We start from the raw sequence: 18,855 nt of genomic DNA, 5'->3' as shown, positions 1-18,855 counted from the left end.
ATGCAAATGCGCCGACGCGGCGTTCCGCCAGATGAACGAGGTAGGTGCATTCCGCGAAGCGGAACGCCCATAGCGAACGGTTTTCCCGCTGCGTGAAGGCGCGTATCACCTCCGTGCTCATGCGACGGCAAGGGAGGTGCTCGCACGTGCCGATTTCCTATGAGATCGTGAGGCAAGTGGCGCGGGACCTTTATGGCTGGTCGCTGAAAAAGGTGCCGGACGATACGCTGGCCGCACTGGCCGAGGCGCGGCGGCGGGAGACTCATCCGGCTTCGCAGCGCACGCTGGACTTTATGCAGGCGGCGGCACGTAAGGCCGAGCAGGAGGGCCGCCATGCCTGTTCGGATGCAGGATTCCCGACCTATTTCGTGAAGATCGGAACGCGGCTTACGCTCGAGGGCGACATCCGCCGGGCCTTCGTGGACGGCTTTGCCGATCTGGTCGAAACCATCGAGCCGCCGATCTTGAAATTCATCACCCACCCGCTGACTCTCGAGCGCAGCTATATGGGCAAGGACATGCCCATCGTCTCTTTCGATGTGGCCGACGGCGCCGACTACATGGACATCGTCTGCTCGCCCAAAGCGCTGGGATCGGGACGCTGGGCCGATCTCAAGGTGTTCAGCTATCCGACCATCGCCGAGATTGAAGCCTACATCATGGAATGCGTGCTGGAGGCAGGCTCGCAGCATTGCCCTCCGGTGGTGATCGGCGTGGGCATCGGCGGCTCTTTCGACAATGCTGCCAAGCTTGCCAAGCTGTCAACGCTGAGGAAGATCGGCACGCATCACCCGGAGCCGATGGTGGCGGACATGGAGAAGCGGCTGCTCGATGCCGTGAACAAGACGGGCTTCGGCCCAATGGGCACCGGCGGCGACACGACCGCGCTGGCGGTGCATATCGACTATTCGCACGGGCACGGCTTCGTGCCGGTGGCCGTATGCTTCAACTGCTGGATTAATCGGCGCACTGCGGCGCGCATCCATCACGACAACAGGGTCGAACGCCTTGAGTGAGCCTCATCTGCCGGACCTTCCGCGCCTCACCCTGCCGTTGACGCCCGAGCAGGCGCGCAGCCTCAAGCTCGGCGACACGGTGCTGCTTGACGGCGTGGTGAGCATGACCGCCGGTCTTCCCGTGCATCAACGCATCGCAGAAGCCCTGGCGCATGGCGGGGAGCTGCCCCTTCCGTTGGAGGAAAGCGCCTTCTTCCACATGGGCAGCTCCTGCCGGCAGGACGGTGGCAGATGGATTCCGAACTACGTCAATCCCACCACCTCCTCGCGCTTTGATGCCTATATGCCTGCGCTGATCCGAGGCCTTAGGCTCACATCGGTCGGGGGCAAGGGCGGCATGGGTGCGGCCTGTGTGGAGGCCATGCGGGAGGTGGGCTGCGTCTACTTTTCCCTGCCGGGCGGCGCTTCGCCCCTGTTAAGCGAGGGCGCTGCCGAACGGTTGGAAACCGGCTGGGACGATCTGATCGAGCAGTTCCGCCTTTCGCGTTTTCGTCTCTCGGGCCTCGGCCCGGCAACCGTCGCCATCGACGCCCACGGCAACAGCATGTATGCGAACCTGCAGCGGCGGGCACGGGAGAGACTGCCCGACATATTGAAGGAACTCGACGAGCGACGGCAGCAGGCGTCGAACGCCTCCGGCCCCGCTGCCGGTTGAGGCTCTAGCCTTTCAAACGCGCATTCACGGAGAGACTGGAATGCCCCGCTATTTTGAGGATATCGAGATCGGCGAAACATGGATCAGCGAGCCTGTCGTGCTCTCGGAGGAAGAGATCATCCGCTATGCACGTGAGAATGATCCGCAGCCGATCCATACCGATCCGGAGAAAGCTGCTCAGAGCCGCTTCGGCTCGATCATTGCGAGCGGCTGGCAGATCGCCGCGCTCTCCATGCGTCTTTTCATTCAGAGCGGTGGATACGGCGATACGCCCGTGGTTGGCATGGGCATTGACGAGTTGCGCTGGCGCAAGCCGGTGCGGCCGGGGGACAGCCTGCACGTCATCCGGGAGATTGTCGACACCCAGCGTTCCCGCAGCAACCCGAAATACGGTATCATCCGTACAAAGGTGGCGGTCAGGAACCAGCATGGCGAGGAGGTCATGACTATGATCTCGATCGGGCAGGTGCCTGCCCGCGAGCATCAGTCCTCTTCGTAGAAGCTATAGGTGCCTGCCTTCGTCTACCGGCACGACGATGCCCGTCGAACTCGTCAGATGCACCACGCAGGCGATCACGGCCCGCGCCACGTCATCCGGCGTCGTGATCCGGCGTAAGGGCAATCTTTCGGCGGTCTTTTCGAGCTGCTCGCGCGTTCTGCCGGGCACGAAATCCGTATCGACGCCGGCCGGCGAAACGGAAAAGACCCGGATTTTCGGCGCGAGAACCTTGGCAAGGCCGATGGTCAGCGCATCCAGGCCGCTCTTGGCGGCGCAATAGGCGAGGCTGCTGCCGACGCCGGTGCGGGCGGCGATTGAGGAAATATTGACGATTACCGGGCTGCTTCCGCGCTCAAGCAGCGGCCGGAAGACACGGATCATGGCGAAGGGGCCGCGAAGATTGACCGTAACCGTGCGGTCGAAGATCTCGTCGGTCAGCCCGTCGAGGTCGTTAGCGGGAACCGGTGTGGTCGCTCCGCCGCAGTTGACCAGCACGTCGAGCTTTCCATAGCGCTCTTCGACACTGTGGGCTGCTTCCTCCACCGAAGCGGTGTCGTCGATGGCGATCCGCATGGCGGTGTGACCTTCGCCCTTGAGCGAACGCACCACCTCCTCGGCGGCATCCCCGCGGCTGTGATAGCCGACGATGACCTTCGCGCCCAGCGCGGCCAGCCTCAAGGCGGCTGCCCTGCCGATGCCGCTACTTGCGCCGGTCACCAGCGCCACTTCGGGCGTGGGAAGCGACGGGATCTCCGCACTGCTCATCGGTGTCCCTCCCAATAGGGTTTGCGAAGCTCCTGCTTCAGCACCTTGCCGACATTGGAGCGCGGCAGTTCATCACGCAATTCGAGGGCCGAGAGTCTTTGCGTTCTGCCAAGCTGTGCATTCGCCCAGGAAAGCAGCTCTTCCGTATCGACTGTCCTGCCGGGCTTGGGCACCACCAGGCCGAGTGGCGTCTCGCCCCATTTTTCGCTCGGTATAGCGATCACGGCGGCGTCGGCCACGTCCGGATGCGCAAGAAGCTTCTCCTCGAGGTCCGATGCGTAGATGTTGAAGCCACCGGAAATGATCAGGTCCTTCTTGCGATCGAGCAGAACCAGGAAACCGTCCTCATCGAACATGCCGATGTCGCCCGTGCGATGGAAGAGCACACCATCGGCATCGCGCCAGTAGAAGGCGGCATTCGCCTCCTCGTTCCGGAAATAGCCGGACATCATCGTGGCGGAACGGCCGACGATCTCGCCGCGCACACCCGGAGGCTGCGTTCTGCCCTGCTCGTCGATGACCCGGATTTCATTGCCAGTTGCCGGCCGACCGACCGTATGCGCCTTGTCGGGATGGGCCGTCAGATCGAGAATGCAGGTGCAGCCGCCTTCGGTCAGTCCATAGACCTCCAGGAAGCGGCCGGGCCAGCGGTTAAGGATTTCGCGCTTGGTGGCTGCCGGCAGTGGCGCGCCCGTGCACTGCTTCACCTGAAAGCTGGAAAGGTCATGGGAATTGAAGCGGTCGGCTGCCAGGATGCGCTGGTACTGCACCGGCACGAGCATCGTGTGCGTCGCCCGCTCCGTCTCCGCCAGTTCGAGATAGCCTTCCGCGTCGAATTTCGGCATCAGGATCACCCTGCCGCCATGGAAGAGCGTGGCCAGAAGCGGCATCAGCGTCGTGTTCGAATAAAGTGGGGTTGCAAGCAGCATCGTGCTTGCCGGCCCGAGGTCGAAGAGGCTGCGCGCGGCCTGCCGGTAGCGCATGGCATGGGAATGGACGATGCCCTTTGCCCGCCCGGTCGTGCCGGAGCTGTAGATGATGTTAAAGTCCGTTTCCGGCGAGGGGACCCGCGCCGCCTCGAGGGGACGGACCACATCACCCAATGCCAGCCCGCGCCCGGGTTCCACGGCGAAGGTGGGCACGGATTGCGCCGTCGCAATCCGGTCGAGGTCTCCTGCATGCGCAATGAGCAGGTCAGGCTCGCAGTCGGCGAACATGCCGGCCAGCGCGTCGGGATGCGCCGAAACGGGCAGCGGCACCGCACAGGCGCCGGCGGCGATGGTGGCAAGATAAGCGACGACCAACTCGGCGCTGGCGGAACCCAGGAGTGCTACGCGGCCCGTGCCGCCTTCCGTCCGCGCTGCGATTGCGCCCGCCGCACCGAGCACCGCCCGGCGCAGCTCGCCCCAGCTCAGGCTCGTCTCGCCGCATCTCAGCGCCTCGTCCCTCTGGCGCTCGAGCCCGTGGTCCAGGATCGTGGCGAGGAGGCGACCCTCCTCGGCCCCCGAAGATGCCATTTCCATCATTCGTCCTCGATCAGCAGGATGTTCGATGCCACAAGCGCCGGCCTGTCGGACCCCTCCAGCTCTATGGTGGTTTCCGTCTCCACGCGGGTGCCGCGCGGGTGCGGTGCCGCATCGATCAGTTTCAGGGTCAGCCTGACGCGGCTGCCTTCCTGTACGGGGGACACGAAGCGTACGCGGTCATAGCCGTAGTTCAGGCCCCGTCCGCGGCGGCGCACCGCATAGATCGAGCGTTGGAGAAAAGGGATGAGCGAAAGCAGGTAAAGGCCGTGGGCGATGGTCCGGCCGCCTGGCATTTCCCGCCTGGCGCGCTCGCGGTCCACATGGATCCAGTGATCGTCTCCCGTAAGGCGCGCAAAGGTGTCGATGGCCTCCTGTTCCACCGTGACCCAGTCGGAAGAGCCCAGCACCTTGCCCGCATGCGCCTTGAGATCGATGGCGCGCTCGACCGTCAACATGATCACACTCCCGTCAGGGCGTTGGCACGCGGCACGGATTCCGCAAGGGCCGTGTCGACCGCCAGCACGACCTTGCCGATCTGCTCGTTGCGGTCGAGCAGCGCATGCGCCTCCCGCACCTCATCGAACGGGAAAACGGCGTGGATCCGGGTCACGATGCTTCCGTCCTCGATGAGCGGCCAGACGTGCTCCACCAGTTCGGCGGCGAGTCTGCCCTTGTATTCGGGAGGGCGGGGACGCAGGGTGGAACCGCAAAGCGTGAGCCGGCGCCGGACGACCGACCGGATGTTGACCTCGGCCGTCTCGCCAAGATGGCTGGCGATGAAGACAAGCCGGCCGTCGGGCCTCAACAGGTCGAGCTGCTTTTGCGTGTAGGGTCCGGCCTGTGCGTCGAGAATGACGTTGACGCCTTCGCCGCCTGTCAGCGCGCGAACTTCTTCTTCCCACTTGCCCTTGTAGTCGATCGCGGCATGCGCGCCGATATCGAGACAGACCTGCCGTTTCTCGGCCGTACCCGCCGTAGCATAGACGGTGGCGTTCCGCAGCCGCCGGGCGATCTGGATGCCGGCCATTCCCACGCCGCTGGTTCCGCCCTGAATGAGGAGCGACTCGCCAGCTCCGAGCCGTCCGAGCCAGATGATGTTGTTCCACGCGGTGAAGAACACTTCCGGCAGGGAGGCAGCCTCAACGAAGGTGAGGCCGCGTGGTATCGGCATGCACTGCACCGCCGGAACCCGGCAATATTCCGCATAGCCCCCGCCATTGACTAGGGCGCATACCGTGTCACCTTGGGAGATGCCCTTAACCTCGGGGCCAACCTCCTCAATGATCCCGGCAACGTCCAGGCCGAGGATCGAAGAAGCGTCGGGCGGCGGCGGATAGAGACCGCGCCGCTGCTGGATGTCGGGGCGGTTGACGCCTGCGGCGACGACACGGATGACCACCTCTCCGGGTCCGGCGGCCGGGCGGGGCTGCTCGGCAAAGCGTAGCACCTCCGGGCCTCCGGGCCGCTCGACTTCAACCACACGCATTTAGCGCTCCCAATCATGCACCACGGGGTTTGAGAGACGGCCGAGGCCTTCAATCTCGATGTCGATGACGCCTGCAAGCTTGTGCATGTTGACAGAGCGGTGGCCGTTTGGGAACTTGCCCACGCCCTTGGCCGAGGTGCCGAAGCAGATCACGTCGCCAGGTTGCAGGGTGAAATAGCGGCTAGCCTCGGCAACCACTTCCTCGATCCTGAACCGGTAGCTCGATGTGGAGTCGACCGCAAAGGGCTCACCGTCGAACCAGCCCTTCACTTCCAGATTGTTCGGGTCCGCCACTTCGTCAGCCGTGGTCAGCCACGGACCCATCGGACCGAACGTGTCGGTGGCCTTGGAGCGCGCATGATAGACGAAATATACGTCCCGGTCGTCATCCCCGTGCCGCTTGCGCCAGGCAAGATGATGGGGGCGGATCAGATCGGGTTCGCGTGTGGTGGCGATCGAGTCGAGCCCGAATTTCAGCCCGTGCGAGGTCACGTCGTTGGTGATCGTGTAACCGAAGATGGCGTCACGTGCCTCCTCCACAGAAATCTTTCGGCAACGCCTGCCGATCACAGCGGCAAGCTCCAATTCGGGAATTGTATCGCCGAAATGCTCTTCGATGATGATCGGCTTGTTGTGCCCCGTCAGGCAGGAGGGCGCTTTCAGGAAGAAGTTTGGCACGCCTGGATCGCGGTGAGCCGATTTGCGGATCCCCATATTGTTGAAGGCCACCCCGATGATCTTCGAGGGTCGCGTTTGCGGCGCCAGCCAGTCGAGCGTAGCTTCGTCCAACTCGGTTGCCTTGCCCGTCTCCAGCGCTTGGCGGGCGCGGGCGAGTTCCGCTTCTCCGCCTTCGATGAGCTCATTCATTGTCGCGGGTGCCGGCCCCAGCCCGGCCGACTCATAGAGTTCGGACAAGAGTACGGCCGCACTGCCCCGGCGTATGACCAGGGCTTGTCGGCCGTCGTGATTGATGGTGCCAAATTTCACGTGCGTCTCCTTGAAATATAGGGCTTACGCGGAAGTGGATTGGCGCACCGCGCTCTGGTTCTCGAAAAGTGCGAATACGACCACCGGGACGACGAGCGCGAGTGCAAGCAGGACGAGGTCCAGGTCCGTCCATCCGGGAATGATGTCGGCCGGCATCGCGATCAGTATGGCCGCGACAAGCAGGACAATGCGTAGCGGAATTCCATACCATCGCGACGGAAAAAGCGGCCCGACCAGGGGCAGATATCCCTGCATGGCGTAGGCAAAGAGCGCAACGCCTGCCAGCGCGAGGGCGGTGTAGAGGGCGATCGTCGCGGCGCTTCCCTGTAACACCAGCGCGGGCTCGTAAACGAAGAGGAAGGGAACGAAGTAGATGACGCTGCCGAGCCGCATGGCCTCAAACCCCGTCTGCATCGGCGGCGTTTTTGCGAGGGACGCTGCCGCAAATGCGCCGAGAGCCACGGGCGGCGTGATGAAGGACAGCATACCCCAGTAGAAGATGAACATGTGGACGGCCATCGGTTCGAGGCCGACTTGTATGAGCGCGGGAGCGAGGAGGATCGCCAGAAAGATATAGGCCGCGGTCGAAGTCATGCCCGTGCCGAGGATCAGGCCGGTGATGGCACCCATCAGAAGCAGAAGCGTCGGGCTGCCGCCCGCAAGGCGTAGGAGGTCGTTGACCAGCGTGGCAGCCACGCCCGTCATCGACAACGCACCGATGATCATGCCGACGGCGGCGAGGATGCAGACCATATTGGCGAACAGCGCGCCGAGAGCGTCGAAGAAGCGGCCGACATCCGCCCAGCCCCAGCGATGGCGTTTCGAGAAAAGCTGGTTCAGCAGGATGAGCAGCGGCGTGGCATAGAAGGGCGCCAGCGCCTCGCGCCGCATGACCAGAAGCATGTAGATGAGCAGCCCGAACGCGAAGATGTAATACCAGCCCTCCTTGAGGGTCGTGCGAAGCGAGGGCAGTTCGTCCGCCGGCAAACCCTTCAGGTTCTCCCTGGCGGCAAGCCCGTCGATCTGCACGAAGAGGCCGAAGAAGTAGAGGACTGACGGTATGACCGCGGCAAGCGCTATTTCGGCATAAGGCACGTTCATGAACGAAGCCATGACGAAGGCCGTCGCGCCCATGATGGGCGGCATCAGGACGCCGCCGGTCGAGGCACAGGTCTCGACGCCGGCCGCTACCGTGCCGCGGATGCCTGTCCGCCGCATGGCAGGAATCGTCATCACCCCGGTCGTCAGCACGTTGGTGATGACGCTGCCGCTCATCGAGCCAAGCAGTCCACTCGAAAAGATTGCCACCTTGGCAGGGCCGCCACGCACCTTACCCAAAAGCGCGAAGGACAGGTTCATGAAGAACGAGCCGGCGCCCGTCTGCTGCAAGGCGGCGCCGAACAGCAGGAAGCCTATGATAAGCTGTGCGAAGGTGCGAAGCGGGATGCCGAGGATGCTTTCCGAACCCATCGCGTGATAGGCGGCCGTGTAACTCGGCGGAGAGCCGAAGCCGGCAATCGCAGTTGGCAAATAGTCGGTGTAGATGGGATAGAGCGACAGTACCCCGACAATGATAGCCAACGGCAGTCCGCCAGCACGCCGTCCACCCTCCAGTACCAGGAGCCACAATGCAAAGGAGAAGTAGACGGCCAACTCCGGCGGTGCCATCTCCCAGCCGCGCAGGGCGATGTTGAACGCGTTGGCGAAGAAATATCCGCACACGACAAGGGCGGCCACTCCCAGCACCCAGTCGTACCATGCAGGCGGAGAATCGAGGCGGCCGGAGCGCAGGGGATAGACCATAAAGCAGGCGAACAGGCCCAGCGCGATCATCGCGTAGTAGTAACGCAGGTCGATCAGCGTCCAGCCGACGAGGAAGCCCAGATTGAAAGTCTGGTTCACCGCCAGGATCAGGATGATTGCCGCGATGATTCGGACGATGAGCCGTGGCAGACCGGAGAGATTGCGCGGCCCGGATTCGAACTGCGCCGCCTCTTGCTCGACGTCGGCCATATCCGGTTCCACTTTCACTCCTCCCGCGGTCATTTCATTCCCCTATTCGACGTCCAGCCCCACCAGCCTGGCGGGATTGTCGCGCACCATCATGCGCACGTCGTCCTCCGAAAAGCCGAGCGCGAGGCAAAGCTTGATCGCTTGCCGCAGCCCTTCCACCGGGGTGGGGTTGTCCACCTGCCCGAGATCGGACCCGATCGAGGAATGGGCGACGCCTGCCGCCAGGATGTGCTCCCTCAGTTCCTCTGGTGAGAACACATTGAAGCGGGAATCGATGTAAAGGCACGCCGACTGCTCTATGAGCGCGCCGAATTCGGCCATCTCCTTGATGTCTTCATAGGTGAAGTGCAGGCCATACATGGGATGGTTGACCAGGAGCCGCTTGACGCCGCGCTTCTTGGCCTCCGTGAACAGCTTCCAGATTTCCCAGACATGAAGGTGGCCCGAGGAGAGGATCGCATCGAACTCGGCGATCGAATCCAGGATCTGCTTCACCTCATCAAGAATCTCCCCATAGGGATCGACGACGGTGAGGCCGGGAGAAGGCCTGAGCTGCACATTGGAGGCAAGCCGCTGCTTGCGGTGGGAGCTGCGGATGTGATTGGCGGCTTGGGCCGTCGGCATCCAGATCAGCTTGGCGCCCTGCTTGAGCTGGGCATCCACAACGAATGGGTTGAACCCGCCCGTGCTGTTGTTGAGCACAAGGCCACCATACATCGCCACGTTCAAGTGCCCGAGCACCCGTTCCATGAGCGGGATGAACGGAGCGACGGAATAATGATGGTCCTTGAAAAGAATGCCGCGCATACCGGCCGCGGCCGCTTCTTCCACGGCCTGGAAGTGATCGACCTGCCGCGGCATGGTCGATGGACCGGAGTGAACGTGAAGGTCCACCGCACCGCGCAGAAGCCTGTCAGCCTGCGCGTCGTCAATCTGCGCCATCAAAGCGCGCGCCGCCTCACGATTTTCCGCCGAACCCATCTGGACCTCCGTTGCACTACGCAACTTGGGCTTAGAGCTTGACTCAGCGACATCACAACGTATGCCATTTCAATGTTCCGTCTGGTGGAATAGGGGCCGTTCGAGATGGGTATACGGGCGATTGAGCGGGCGATGCTCGTGCTGCAGGAGATGAATATGCAGCCCTACACGTCCATCGCCCATCTGCACGCCCGAACAGGCCTGCCGAAGGCGACGCTTGTGCGCATTCTCAGGACGTTCGAGGAACTTGGCTATGTGGAAAACGACCCGCGGCTGGGAGGCTATCAGGTCAGCGCGCTGGTCAGCTCATTGAGTTCCGGGTTCCACAAGGAGCCGATGGTGGTCGAGGCGGGCCGGCCTTGGGCGATCGCGGTCACGCGCAAGCATCAGTGGCCGGTTTCGATTTCGCTGCTCGATAGGGATGCGGTGGTGGTGCGTTTCAGCACCGTGCCGGACAGCACTATGTCGCCGTTCCACAAGACCGTAAACATGCGGCTGCCGCTGATCACTCGCGGCATGGGGCTCGCTTATCTTGCCTTCACGCCGCGTGAGGAATTCGAGCTCATTGTCGACATGCTGCGCAAGTCCAACGATCCGGAGGACAGTCTCGCCCACCAACCCGAGAGGCTCAACAAGCTGGTCGCCCAGGTTAGGCGCCAGGGTTATGCCGTACGATCGCCGCATGTGGAGCCCAAGAACTCCAATACGATCGCGGTGCCGATCCTGAACGAGTCGGGCCGCGTGATCGCGAGCTTCGGGCTTACCTATTTCACTTCCGCCTTCTCCTCCCTGAGCGAGGCATGCGAACGGTACGTCCCCGTGCTGCAGGCGACGGCCCGGGAGATCTCGCAGGATCTTGCAAGGATCAACAAGAGTTCACTGGCGTAGATCGATAGCCGCTGGCATCTGCACGATTCCGGCAGGTGGAATGGCTGGCACTCGCTGTCGACAGACTAGCCGTCAGCGCATAATGCCCGGCAATCTGCACCTTTGGGAGGAAACAACATGAAACGATTGGTTGCCGCGCTGACTGCGCTTTTCACTTCGGCGTTATCTGCACCTGTGGCAACGGCACAGGAGCAACAGCCCTACCCCGTCGATACGGTGACCGTCGTTGTTCCCTATTCGGCCGGGGGCACCGGCGATACGGTCGGTCGCCTCGTCGCCGACGAATTGAGCAAACGATTCACGGCTGACTTCATCGTGGAGAATGTCGGGGGCGCCAGCGGAACGATCGGCGCCGAGCGCGTTGCGAGGGCGGCACCCGACGGGTCGACCCTGCTGCTTGCGGGCAACGCGATCATCACCACCGCTCCGCATTTGGCGCCGGTGGGATTTGATCCCCTTAAAGACCTCGTGGCGATTGCCAATGTGAGTGAAGCGCCGCGCATGCTGGTCGCCTCCAAGTCTCTGCCCGTGAGCAACTTCGAGGAGTTCGTAGCCTATGCCAAGGAGCATCCGGGCGAGCTCAATTTCGGTTCGGTTGGCGTCGGTTCGACGGGCCATATCGCCACTGTCGACATGCTCGCCAATATCGGCATCGAGGCTAACCACATTCCCTATTCGGGCGCATCTCAGGTGGTCCAGGCCGTCCTTTCAGGCGACGTGCAGTTCATGCTCGACGCTGCCGCCATCCCGCAGGCGCGCCAGGGTGCGGTGACCCCGCTGGCCGTGCCCGGCGACAAGCGCTTTGAGGACTTCCCCGACGTTCCGACACTGGCCGAGGCCGGCTATCCCTCCATCCGTGGGACCGGCCTGCAGATGATCATGGGGCCAGCGGGAATGCCTGAGGAACTCATCGCACTTCTCGAAAGCGCGCTGGAGGACGCCAGCAAAACCGCGGAGTTCACCGAGCTTCTGGTTCGCTCCGGCGTCACGCCGCGTTTCTTAGGCGGAAGCGATCTTCAGGCGGATCTCGAGGCCGAATATCACAATTACGATGAGCTGCTGCGCAAGATGGGGCTGAAGCAGTAGCGTCCGGCATCCTTTCGGTCCGGCGGTATCGGTATGCCGCCGGACCTTTGTTCGTCTGCCGCCATTCGGGATACTCCATCAATGACGACGTTGAGCACGAAGCTTGCGGAATGGGCTCTGGCGTTTTCCCTGGAAGACGCTCCCGCCGAGGTGATCGAAAACGCCAAGTTGCGCATCCTCGACATCATCGGTGTCATGATCGCCACCTACAGCCATCCAACGGTGGCCGCTGCGGAACGCGCTCATGCCGATGCCGATGCGGGCGGCACCGGGGCTTACGCCCTCATGTCGCCGGCCCAAACGTCGCTTGCAGGGGCTGCTTTCGTCAATGGCGTAGCCTCGGCGGTGCTCGAGTTCGACGACACCCACATCGCCAGCAACATCCACCCCACCGGCGTCATCGTCTCTGCAAGCCTGCCGCTTGCGCAGGCGCTCGGGCTTTCCGGCCGCCAGTGGCTGGAGGCCGTCATCATAGGCTCGGAAATCCTGTGCCGCCTTGGGCTTGTCTCGCCGATCCGGATGCACGAACTCGGCCTTCACCCCACCAGCGTCTACGGCGTGTTCGGCGCCACCTATTCCGCCGCAAGGCTGCGCGGGCTTTCCCTTCGCCAGACCGTCGATGCCGTGGGAACGGCGGCAAGCCTGTCAGCCGGCTCCATCGCATCGTTCGAGGAAGGCACCTCGACCAAAACGCTGCACGTGGGATTTGCCGCGGCCGCGGCTATCCGCTCCATGGCACTAGCCGCGCATGGAATCTCGGGGCCGGGCAAGGTATTCGAAGGTAAGTTTGGCTGGTTCAGAAGCTACGTGCAATCCCAGCCCGAGTTCAGGTTCGCACAGCTTACGGATAGGCTGGGAACGCATTGGGAATCCCTTGCAATTGCAACCAAGCTCTATCCCTGTGCCTACACGCTGATGCCCTTCATCGCGGCAGCCCTCAACTTGAGGGCAGACCATGCGATCGATCTTGATCAGATCGCGGAGGTCCGCTGCGAGATCATGCCGCGCTCGTTTCATACTGTCTGCGAACCGGTAGAGGAAAAGCGGCGGCCACTAACCTCTTGGCACGGACGGATCAGCCTTCAGCACACGGTGGCCGAGGCGCTGGTTCTCGGCCGGTTCGACAAGAATGCCTATGCCGAAAGCAGCCTGAGGGATCCGCGGATCAACGCTCTGGCGGACAAGGTCGTCCATGTCGCCGATCCGATCGCGGCCGCCGACACCTTGCGCTCGCGCGGCGTGGTTTCGGTGATCTTTCAGGATGGGCGAACGATCAGCCACACCATCGAGGATATGCTGGGCACGGCCAGGAACCCGGCGCCGGCTTCGGTGTATCTGGAGAAGTTCCGCGCCAATGTCGACGGCGTCATCTCCGCCTCGCTGGCGAACACGCTGATCGAGGCCATCATGGGCCTCGACCAGGTTTCCGATCTCGACAAGTTCTTTTCGCCTCTGAGAACGGCGCGGCATTGAGCCGAAGCCGCCCTGACGCCACCGCCTGATTGGGACTCTTCCCGACTAACCCTCGGCCGCCTCCTCGCGGCCGCGGCGCACGAAGGACGTCGTGGCGAGGGCGAGGATCGCCAGGCCCAGCAGGATGAATATCAGGCTAATCGGGCGCTGGAAGAAAACCAGCGGATCGCCGTGGGATACGGCCATGGCGCGCCGGAAATTCTCCTCAAACATCGGCCCGAGAATGAAGCCGAGGATGAAGAGGGCTGGGCTCAGTCCCGCCGCCTTGAGCAGATAGCCGAGCAGGCCGAAGAAGATGAGCACGTAAACCTGGAACGCCGACGATCCCATGGTGAAGACGCCGACACAGGCAAAGGCGAGCACGAATACGTAGAGCCAGTGGTAGGGAACCTTGAGGAGGCGAACCCAGAGGCCGATCAGTGGCAGGTTCAGCAGGACGAGGAACAGGTTGCCGATCCACATGGAGGCGATCAGCCCCCAGAAGAGTGGTGCATGCTCGCTCATCATCCGGGGCCCGGGCGCCACGCCGTGGATCATGAACGCGCCGAGCAGCAGCGCCATCACCGGGCTGCCGGGGATGCCGAGCAGCAATGTGGGGATGAAGCCGGTCTGCGCGGCCGCGTTGTTGGCAGATTCAGGCGCCGCCACACCCTCAATTGCGCCTTCGCCAAACCGTTCCGGCTCTTTCGCAACGTTCTTTTCAACCATGTAGGCCGAGAAAGAACTCATGGCAACGCCGGCCCCGGGCAGCACGCCAAGCAGCGCACCTATGCCGGTGCCGCGCAGGACGGCGGGCCAGGCCTTGCGGAAATCATCTTTCGTTGGCCACAGCCTGCCGATGGCGCTCGTCGAGCTGTTGTCGCGCGACGGCGAGGAGATGTTGTCGATGATCTCGGCGATAGCGAACAGACCCACCGCCAGCGCTGCAAAGTCTATGCCGTCGCGCAGCTCCGGCGCGCCAAAAGTGAAGCGGAAGACGCCGGTCATGACGTCCGCACCGGCGAGGCCGAATATGATGCCGAGCAACGCGGCTCCAATTCCCTTGACCGCTCCGCCTCGGGTCATGGTCGCGACCATGAGCAGCGCGGCGAACACCAGCGCCGCATATTCGGCCGCGCCGAAGCGCATGGCAATGGCTGCAAGCGGCGGGCCGGCAAGCGCGATCAGCAGGGTCCCCACCGTGCCGGCGAAGAAGGACCCAAGCGCGGCCACCGCCAAGGCAGCGCCCGCTCTGCCCTTCTTGGCCATCTGGTGGCCGTCGATGCAGGTTACTGCGGAAGAGGCTTCGCCCGGAAGGTTGACCAGGATGGACGTGGTCGAACCGCCATAGGAGGCCCCGTAATAGATGCCGGCCAGCAGAATGATGGAGGATTCCACCGGCAGGCCGAAGCTGAGCGGCAGCAGGAGTGCGATGGTAATTACGGGACCCACGCCCGGCAGCACGCCGATCGCCGTACCGAGGCTTACGCCGATCAGGCAATAAAGCAGGTTGACTGGATTGAGGGCGACCTGCAGTCCCGTGGCGAGGAGGGATACGACGTCCATGCTTCTAGAACCCCCAGACGAAGAGCCGTAGGGGCAGCCCCAGGCCGTATTTGAAGATCGCGATGATGACAGCGATGACGAGCGCCATTGCGCCGGCGATTTCCCATTTCGGGCCGCCCTTCTGGGCAAACCACGAAATGACGATGAGTGCGACCAGCGCGGGAATGAGGCCGGCAGGCAGTATCAGCACCGCGAAGGCGAACACGGCGCCGAGGATCAGCACCAGCGGGCGCAGCTCAGAGCGGCGGAATGCTGGCGCACCGGCCGTCATTGCGGCTTCCCGCACCGCTCCGAGGAGTTGGACGATGCCCAATGCAACCAGCGCGCTGCCTATGACGACGGGGAGGGCACCGCTTCCTGGCTGCCTCATCGTACCGAGACCATAGCCCCAGCCGAGGACCATGGCGGCTGCGCCGAAAAACAGAAAAATGCTTCCGGCGAGCATGTTTGAACTGAAGGTTGCCCCCGGTCGGGCTGAATCCCGTTCGTGCATGATTTCTCCTCCCAGCGATCGACGCGTCGCCCAAAGATATTGCCGTGCCCTGCGCGCGGACCGACTTATCGCGCCCGCCTCACCAACACTATCCCATAGCGGCTGTGCTTGCCTCACCCTCAAGCGCGGGCGGAATGGCCACGCCAAGAGCCCGCGCCTTCTCGCTCAGGGCCTTTGCGACCGCCGGCGCAAGTTTCACCATTCCGTTGCTCTTGGCGAGCGCTTCGGCGCTGCGCTCTCCCGGCGTGTAAAGGCGCTTGACACCGGACGCTCGCTTCGATTGGCGCACCCGCCTTACCGCCGCGTCAGCCTCCTCCACAAAGCCTGGGAGCGCACGGAAATGCGCGATGTCCAGAACGATGAAAAGGTAGGATGACAGCTGCGGCTTGGTGGTATCGTCACCGGCCTCGCCGAGCTTGTCGCCCCATGCACCGCTGGACAGGAGCCCGGCCATGAGGTCGATGGCGAAGGAAAGCGCGAAACCTTTCGCTCCTCCCATGGGAAGGAGCATGCCCGCCATGGCGGCCGCTGGGTCGATCGTCGGCTTTCCCTCGGCGTCGACTGCCCAGCCCTCCGGAAGGGGTTGGCCGGCCGCGTGTGCCTCGCGAACGCGCCCGAAGGTGCCCGCCGTCGTGGCCATGTCCATGACGATCGGGTTTCCGCTAGCCGGAATGCCAATGGCAAGGGGATTGGTCCCGACCAGGCGCTCGGCACCGCCAGGTGCAGGCATGACCGGCTTGGCATTGCCCATCGCTATGGCGGCACAACTGGCTTCCGCCGCAATCCGCACATAGCGTCCCGCCACCCCCATGTGCTGGGCGTTGCGCACGGCCACGGCGGCGACACCATTCTCGCGTGCCTTGGCTATGCCTATGGCGATGGCTTCCTCGGCGGCCAGATGGCCCTCCATATACGCCGCATCGAGCACCACCGCTCCACCGGATTCGCTGACGATATGCGGCTTTTCGGCCGTCGACATCGCCCCGGACATGAGACGGGCGAGATAACGGTCGGCCTGCAAGACGCCGTGGGAACCCCTGCCGGACAAGTCGGCCTCGATCAACGCGTCGGTGACCCGCCTAGCCGCTTGGGCGGAAAGACCCGCCGCTTCAAAAAGGTCTGCCACGAACTGGCCGAGCACCTCTGCAGGAACGGTGTGCTGGATCGTCATGAATGTAGCTCCAAACGGTGTCAGCCGTTGCCCGGGCGCGAGCGACACGTCAGACCTCGCGCCCTGCCCCCGTCTATTGTGCGGTGATACCGGCTTTTTCGATGACCTTGGCGAATTTCTCGTAATCCCCGGAGATCGTCTCCTTGAATTCTTCCGGGGTGCTGGCGTCGATCTTCGTTCCGAGCTTTTCGAAGAAGGCCTTGGCCTCATCGCTCTGGAGATATTCGGTGATGGCATCGTTGAGCGCTGTGATGATTTCCTTCGGCGTGCCGGCCGGTGCGACGAAGCCGTTCCAGGCAGTCAACTCGTAACCCGGCACCTCCTCGCCTACCGCAGGAACGTCAGGCAGGATTTCGGACCGTTCGGCGCTCGTGGTCGCAAGCGGAATGAGCGCTCCGGATTCGATATGAGGTATGGCGGTGGTCAGCGTATCGAAGGCGAAGGGCACCTGGCCGGAAATCAGGGCACCCAGGAGATCGCCACTGCCGGAATAGGGAATGTGAACCGCCTCGCCGTCGATGGACTGCAGGAGCATCTCCATCGACAGATGCTGGCTGTAGCCGATCCCGCCGCTGCCATAATCGAATTTACCGGGGTTCGCCTTCACCTTCTCGATCCATTCGGCTAGCGTGGACACCTCGAAGGAGGGATGCACCAGCAGCAGATTGGGTGCGGACGAGACCATGGCGATCGGCTCGAAATCCTTCACCGGGTCGTACCCGACCGCGGGATTGAGGGACGGCAGGATCGAGAACGAGGAAAAGATGAACTGAATCGTATACCCGTCCGGCGCGGCCGTCTTGACGGTCTTCGCCGCCAGCGCGCCGCCGGCACCCGGCAGGTTTTCGACGACGAATGTCTGGCCGAACTTTTCCGTCAGGGCCTCTGCGATCAGCCGCGAAACGGTGTCGGCCGTGCCGCCGGGCGAGGAGCCGACGACAATGCGGACGAGATCGTTGGGATAGGCCGCTTCCTGTGCGGTTGCGCTGGTGCCAAGCCCTGCAAGGGCCAGCGTGAACGCTGCAAGCAAAGACAAGAGTTTCATTGGGGGTCCTCCCATGGGATGTCAGATCATGCGCGAATTTTTGAGTTCAGCGATTTCTTCCGCCGAGTATCCGAGTTCTTTAAGCAGACTTTCGCTGTGCTCTCCCATCCTGGGCGGCGGGCGGTCCATCTGCGCGCCGCCATGGGCAAGCTTGAAGGCCGCCTTGGGCACCGTGATTGAGCCTGGAATGCCCGGCGCGTCGATGAACTGGTGCAACACGTCCCGGCTTTCGAGCTGCGGATGCGCAAGCGTCTCCGGCAGGGTCCAGATGCGTGCGGCGGGGATATGGTTGGCCTGGAACCAGTCTTCCCATTCCTGGGCGGTCTTCGTCATCAGGATGGGCCGCAGGATCTCCCGTTCGCGCTCGGCGTCGGCCCTGCGCTCTTCATTGTTGTTCTTCACCAGTTCCGGGTGCCCAAGCAGCCGCCAGAACCGTCGTTGCTGCCGCAGGTTGATCGCCGCGATCTGAACCTGGCCGTCGGCGGTATCGTAAAGGCCGACCGTTGCAAACTCGTGGCGGTTGCCGCCCGCCTTGGGCGCCCGCCCCGAACGGCTGTAATTGGTCAGATGTGCGCCGAGCAGCATTAGGGCCGTGTCGAGCATGGACAGATCGATGTACTGCCCGCGCCCGGTTCTTTCGCGCTGTAGCAGCGCGGAGGCGATGGCGAAGGCTCCCATCGTGCCGGTCGCATAATCGACGGCCGGCGTTCCGACCTTCATCGGCACAATGTCCGCGGTTCCATTGACCATCATCAGCCCAGAGACGGCCTGGATCACCTGGTCGTAGCCGGTCTGCCCTCCCCTGGGGCCGTCCTGTCCGAAGGCCGACATGGAAGTGTAGATCAGACGCGGATTGAGCTCGCGCAGGTCCTCGTAGCCGAGCCCGAGCGCCTTCATCGCGCCGGGGCGGAAATTTTCCACCAGCACGTCGGCCGTCGGCACGAGGCGGCGCAGGACCTCCCGCCCAGCGGGCGTTTTGAGATCGAGTGTCAGCGAGCGCTTGCCGCCGTTCTGGATGATGAAGTGCGTGCCGATCTTCTCGGCCGAAAGCGCCGGGTCGCTGCCGTCGGTCCGTGTCTGGTCGGGCTCGTGCGGATTTTCGATCCTGATGACGTCGGCGCCGAACACCGCAAGCTGATAGGTGGCGAAGGGCGCGGCAAGCACATGGGTGATGTCGAGAACCCTTATACCCTCGAAGGGACGCATGGTCTGCTCATCCTTCATGG

The 18,855-nt window shown here is 63.2% G+C and carries 18 protein-coding genes; 6 read left to right on the top strand and 12 right to left on the bottom strand.

The features are described from left to right. Positions 1 to 146: 146 nt before the first annotated feature. Genes NYR54_RS06315 through NYR54_RS06305 form a run of 3 tightly spaced genes read left to right on the top strand, consistent with a single transcriptional unit; the run spans position 147 to position 2,170 of the window. Positions 147 to 1,016, top strand: coding sequence for a fumarate hydratase (locus tag NYR54_RS06315; protein WP_261514766.1), 870 nt, complete (start codon positions 147 to 149; stop codon positions 1,014 to 1,016). Continuing rightward, on the top strand, positions 1,009 to 1,671 hold the full coding sequence (locus NYR54_RS06310) for a fumarate hydratase C-terminal domain-containing protein (RefSeq protein ID WP_261514765.1): 663 nt from the start codon (positions 1,009 to 1,011) through the stop codon (positions 1,669 to 1,671). Before NYR54_RS06315 ends, NYR54_RS06310 begins: the two co-directional genes overlap by 8 nt. Before the next feature lie 40 nt (positions 1,672 to 1,711). Further along, the gene (locus NYR54_RS06305; RefSeq protein ID WP_261514764.1) at positions 1,712 to 2,170 is read left to right on the top strand and encodes a MaoC family dehydratase; all 459 of its coding nucleotides are present in this window, start codon (positions 1,712 to 1,714) and stop codon (positions 2,168 to 2,170) included. A 3-nt stretch (positions 2,171 to 2,173) separates the two neighbouring features. Here the strand turns inward: NYR54_RS06305 and NYR54_RS06300 are convergent, their stop codons facing one another. Genes NYR54_RS06300 through NYR54_RS06270 form a run of 7 tightly spaced genes read right to left on the bottom strand, consistent with a single transcriptional unit; the run spans position 2,174 to position 9,928 of the window. Beyond that, on the bottom strand, positions 2,174 to 2,935 hold the full coding sequence (locus NYR54_RS06300; protein WP_261514763.1) for an SDR family NAD(P)-dependent oxidoreductase: 762 nt from the start codon (positions 2,933 to 2,935) through the stop codon (positions 2,174 to 2,176). Next, on the bottom strand, positions 2,932 to 4,452 hold the full coding sequence (locus NYR54_RS06295) for a class I adenylate-forming enzyme family protein (RefSeq protein WP_261514762.1): 1,521 nt from the start codon (positions 4,450 to 4,452) through the stop codon (positions 2,932 to 2,934). The genes NYR54_RS06300 and NYR54_RS06295 overlap by 4 nt, the downstream gene beginning before the upstream one ends. A 5-nt stretch (positions 4,453 to 4,457) precedes the next feature. Next, on the bottom strand, positions 4,458 to 4,916 hold the full coding sequence (locus tag NYR54_RS06290; protein WP_261514761.1) for a MaoC family dehydratase: 459 nt from the start codon (positions 4,914 to 4,916) through the stop codon (positions 4,458 to 4,460). A gap of 2 nt (positions 4,917 to 4,918) precedes the next feature. Further along, on the bottom strand, positions 4,919 to 5,947 hold the full coding sequence (locus NYR54_RS06285; protein ID WP_261514760.1) for an NAD(P)H-quinone oxidoreductase: 1,029 nt from the start codon (positions 5,945 to 5,947) through the stop codon (positions 4,919 to 4,921). After that, positions 5,948 to 6,934 (bottom strand): fumarylacetoacetate hydrolase family protein, encoded by a 987-nt coding sequence (locus NYR54_RS06280; protein ID WP_261514759.1) that lies wholly within the window; start codon positions 6,932 to 6,934, stop codon positions 5,948 to 5,950. It lies immediately after the preceding gene. 24 nt (positions 6,935 to 6,958) lie between these two features. After that, entirely contained in the window at positions 6,959 to 8,980 is a 2,022-nt protein-coding gene (locus NYR54_RS06275) for a TRAP transporter permease (RefSeq protein ID WP_261514758.1), read from the bottom strand. 9 nt (positions 8,981 to 8,989) lie between these two features. Then, positions 8,990 to 9,928 carry a DUF6282 family protein gene (locus tag NYR54_RS06270; protein ID WP_261514757.1) on the bottom strand — a complete coding sequence of 313 codons (939 nt, stop codon included), beginning with the start codon at positions 9,926 to 9,928 and terminating at the stop codon, positions 8,990 to 8,992. A 105-nt stretch (positions 9,929 to 10,033) separates the two neighbouring features. Here NYR54_RS06270 and NYR54_RS06265 point away from each other — a divergent pair, with 105 nt between their 5' ends. The 3 genes from NYR54_RS06265 (at position 10,034) to NYR54_RS06255 (ending at position 13,375) form a co-directional block, all read left to right on the top strand. After that, positions 10,034 to 10,816, top strand: coding sequence for an IclR family transcriptional regulator domain-containing protein (locus NYR54_RS06265; RefSeq protein WP_261514756.1), 783 nt, complete (start codon positions 10,034 to 10,036; stop codon positions 10,814 to 10,816). A gap of 117 nt (positions 10,817 to 10,933) precedes the next feature. Next, positions 10,934 to 11,902 (top strand): Bug family tripartite tricarboxylate transporter substrate binding protein, encoded by a 969-nt coding sequence (locus NYR54_RS06260; protein ID WP_261514755.1) that lies wholly within the window; start codon positions 10,934 to 10,936, stop codon positions 11,900 to 11,902. Between the two features lie 81 nt (positions 11,903 to 11,983). Then, a complete protein-coding gene (locus NYR54_RS06255) occupies positions 11,984 to 13,375 on the top strand; it encodes an MmgE/PrpD family protein (protein WP_261514754.1) in 1,392 nt (463 codons plus the stop codon). A 45-nt stretch (positions 13,376 to 13,420) separates the two neighbouring features. Here NYR54_RS06255 and NYR54_RS06250 read toward each other — a convergent pair whose 3' ends face one another. The 5 genes from NYR54_RS06250 to NYR54_RS06230 all read right to left on the bottom strand — a co-directional run bounded on the left by NYR54_RS06250 (position 13,421) and on the right by NYR54_RS06230 (position 18,853). Beyond that, positions 13,421 to 14,920 carry a tripartite tricarboxylate transporter permease gene (locus tag NYR54_RS06250; RefSeq protein WP_261514753.1) on the bottom strand — a complete coding sequence of 500 codons (1,500 nt, stop codon included), beginning with the start codon at positions 14,918 to 14,920 and terminating at the stop codon, positions 13,421 to 13,423. Between the two features lie 4 nt (positions 14,921 to 14,924). Further along, positions 14,925 to 15,413 (bottom strand): tripartite tricarboxylate transporter TctB family protein, encoded by a 489-nt coding sequence (locus NYR54_RS06245; protein ID WP_261514752.1) that lies wholly within the window; start codon positions 15,411 to 15,413, stop codon positions 14,925 to 14,927. 88 nt (positions 15,414 to 15,501) lie between these two features. Next, positions 15,502 to 16,584 carry an Ldh family oxidoreductase gene (locus NYR54_RS06240; protein WP_261514751.1) on the bottom strand — a complete coding sequence of 361 codons (1,083 nt, stop codon included), beginning with the start codon at positions 16,582 to 16,584 and terminating at the stop codon, positions 15,502 to 15,504. Positions 16,585 to 16,657: 73 nt separating this feature from the next. Next, on the bottom strand, positions 16,658 to 17,629 hold the full coding sequence (locus tag NYR54_RS06235) for a Bug family tripartite tricarboxylate transporter substrate binding protein (protein ID WP_261514750.1): 972 nt from the start codon (positions 17,627 to 17,629) through the stop codon (positions 16,658 to 16,660). Between the two features lie 21 nt (positions 17,630 to 17,650). Further along, positions 17,651 to 18,853, bottom strand: a complete 1,203-nt coding sequence (locus tag NYR54_RS06230) for a CaiB/BaiF CoA transferase family protein (RefSeq protein ID WP_261514749.1) — start codon at positions 18,851 to 18,853, stop codon at positions 17,651 to 17,653. Positions 18,854 to 18,855 lie beyond the last annotated feature (2 nt).

This window comes from Chelativorans petroleitrophicus (assembly GCF_025398195.1).
GTDB lineage: Bacteria > Pseudomonadota > Alphaproteobacteria > Rhizobiales > Rhizobiaceae > Chelativorans > Chelativorans petroleitrophicus.
The sequence above is the reverse complement of the archived record's forward strand: the minus strand, read 5'-3'. Positions and strand labels throughout refer to the sequence as shown.

Excerpts from the sequence above, each read along its gene's own strand:
- NYR54_RS06290 (WP_261514761.1), bottom strand. The coding sequence starts at position 4,916 with ATGTTGACGGTCGAGCGCGCCATCGATCTCAAGGCGCATGCGGGCAAG.
- NYR54_RS06300 (WP_261514763.1), bottom strand. The coding sequence starts at position 2,935 with ATGAGCAGTGCGGAGATCCCGTCGCTTCCCACGCCCGAAGTGGCGCTG.
- NYR54_RS06240 (WP_261514751.1), bottom strand. The coding sequence starts at position 16,584 with ATGACGATCCAGCACACCGTTCCTGCAGAGGTGCTCGGCCAGTTCGTG.
- NYR54_RS06235 (WP_261514750.1), bottom strand. The coding sequence starts at position 17,629 with ATGAAACTCTTGTCTTTGCTTGCAGCGTTCACGCTGGCCCTTGCAGGG.
- NYR54_RS06285 (WP_261514760.1), bottom strand. The coding sequence starts at position 5,947 with ATGCGTGTGGTTGAAGTCGAGCGGCCCGGAGGCCCGGAGGTGCTACGC.
- NYR54_RS06305 (WP_261514764.1), top strand. The coding sequence starts at position 1,712 with ATGCCCCGCTATTTTGAGGATATCGAGATCGGCGAAACATGGATCAGC.
- NYR54_RS06265 (WP_261514756.1), top strand. The coding sequence starts at position 10,034 with ATGGGTATACGGGCGATTGAGCGGGCGATGCTCGTGCTGCAGGAGATG.
- NYR54_RS06230 (WP_261514749.1), bottom strand. The coding sequence starts at position 18,853 with ATGAAGGATGAGCAGACCATGCGTCCCTTCGAGGGTATAAGGGTTCTC.
- NYR54_RS06245 (WP_261514752.1), bottom strand. The coding sequence starts at position 15,413 with ATGCACGAACGGGATTCAGCCCGACCGGGGGCAACCTTCAGTTCAAAC.
- NYR54_RS06295 (WP_261514762.1), bottom strand. The coding sequence starts at position 4,452 with ATGGCATCTTCGGGGGCCGAGGAGGGTCGCCTCCTCGCCACGATCCTG.
- NYR54_RS06275 (WP_261514758.1), bottom strand. The coding sequence starts at position 8,980 with ATGACCGCGGGAGGAGTGAAAGTGGAACCGGATATGGCCGACGTCGAG.
- NYR54_RS06270 (WP_261514757.1), bottom strand. The coding sequence starts at position 9,928 with ATGGGTTCGGCGGAAAATCGTGAGGCGGCGCGCGCTTTGATGGCGCAG.
- NYR54_RS06255 (WP_261514754.1), top strand. The coding sequence starts at position 11,984 with ATGACGACGTTGAGCACGAAGCTTGCGGAATGGGCTCTGGCGTTTTCC.
- NYR54_RS06250 (WP_261514753.1), bottom strand. The coding sequence starts at position 14,920 with ATGGACGTCGTATCCCTCCTCGCCACGGGACTGCAGGTCGCCCTCAAT.
- NYR54_RS06260 (WP_261514755.1), top strand. The coding sequence starts at position 10,934 with ATGAAACGATTGGTTGCCGCGCTGACTGCGCTTTTCACTTCGGCGTTA.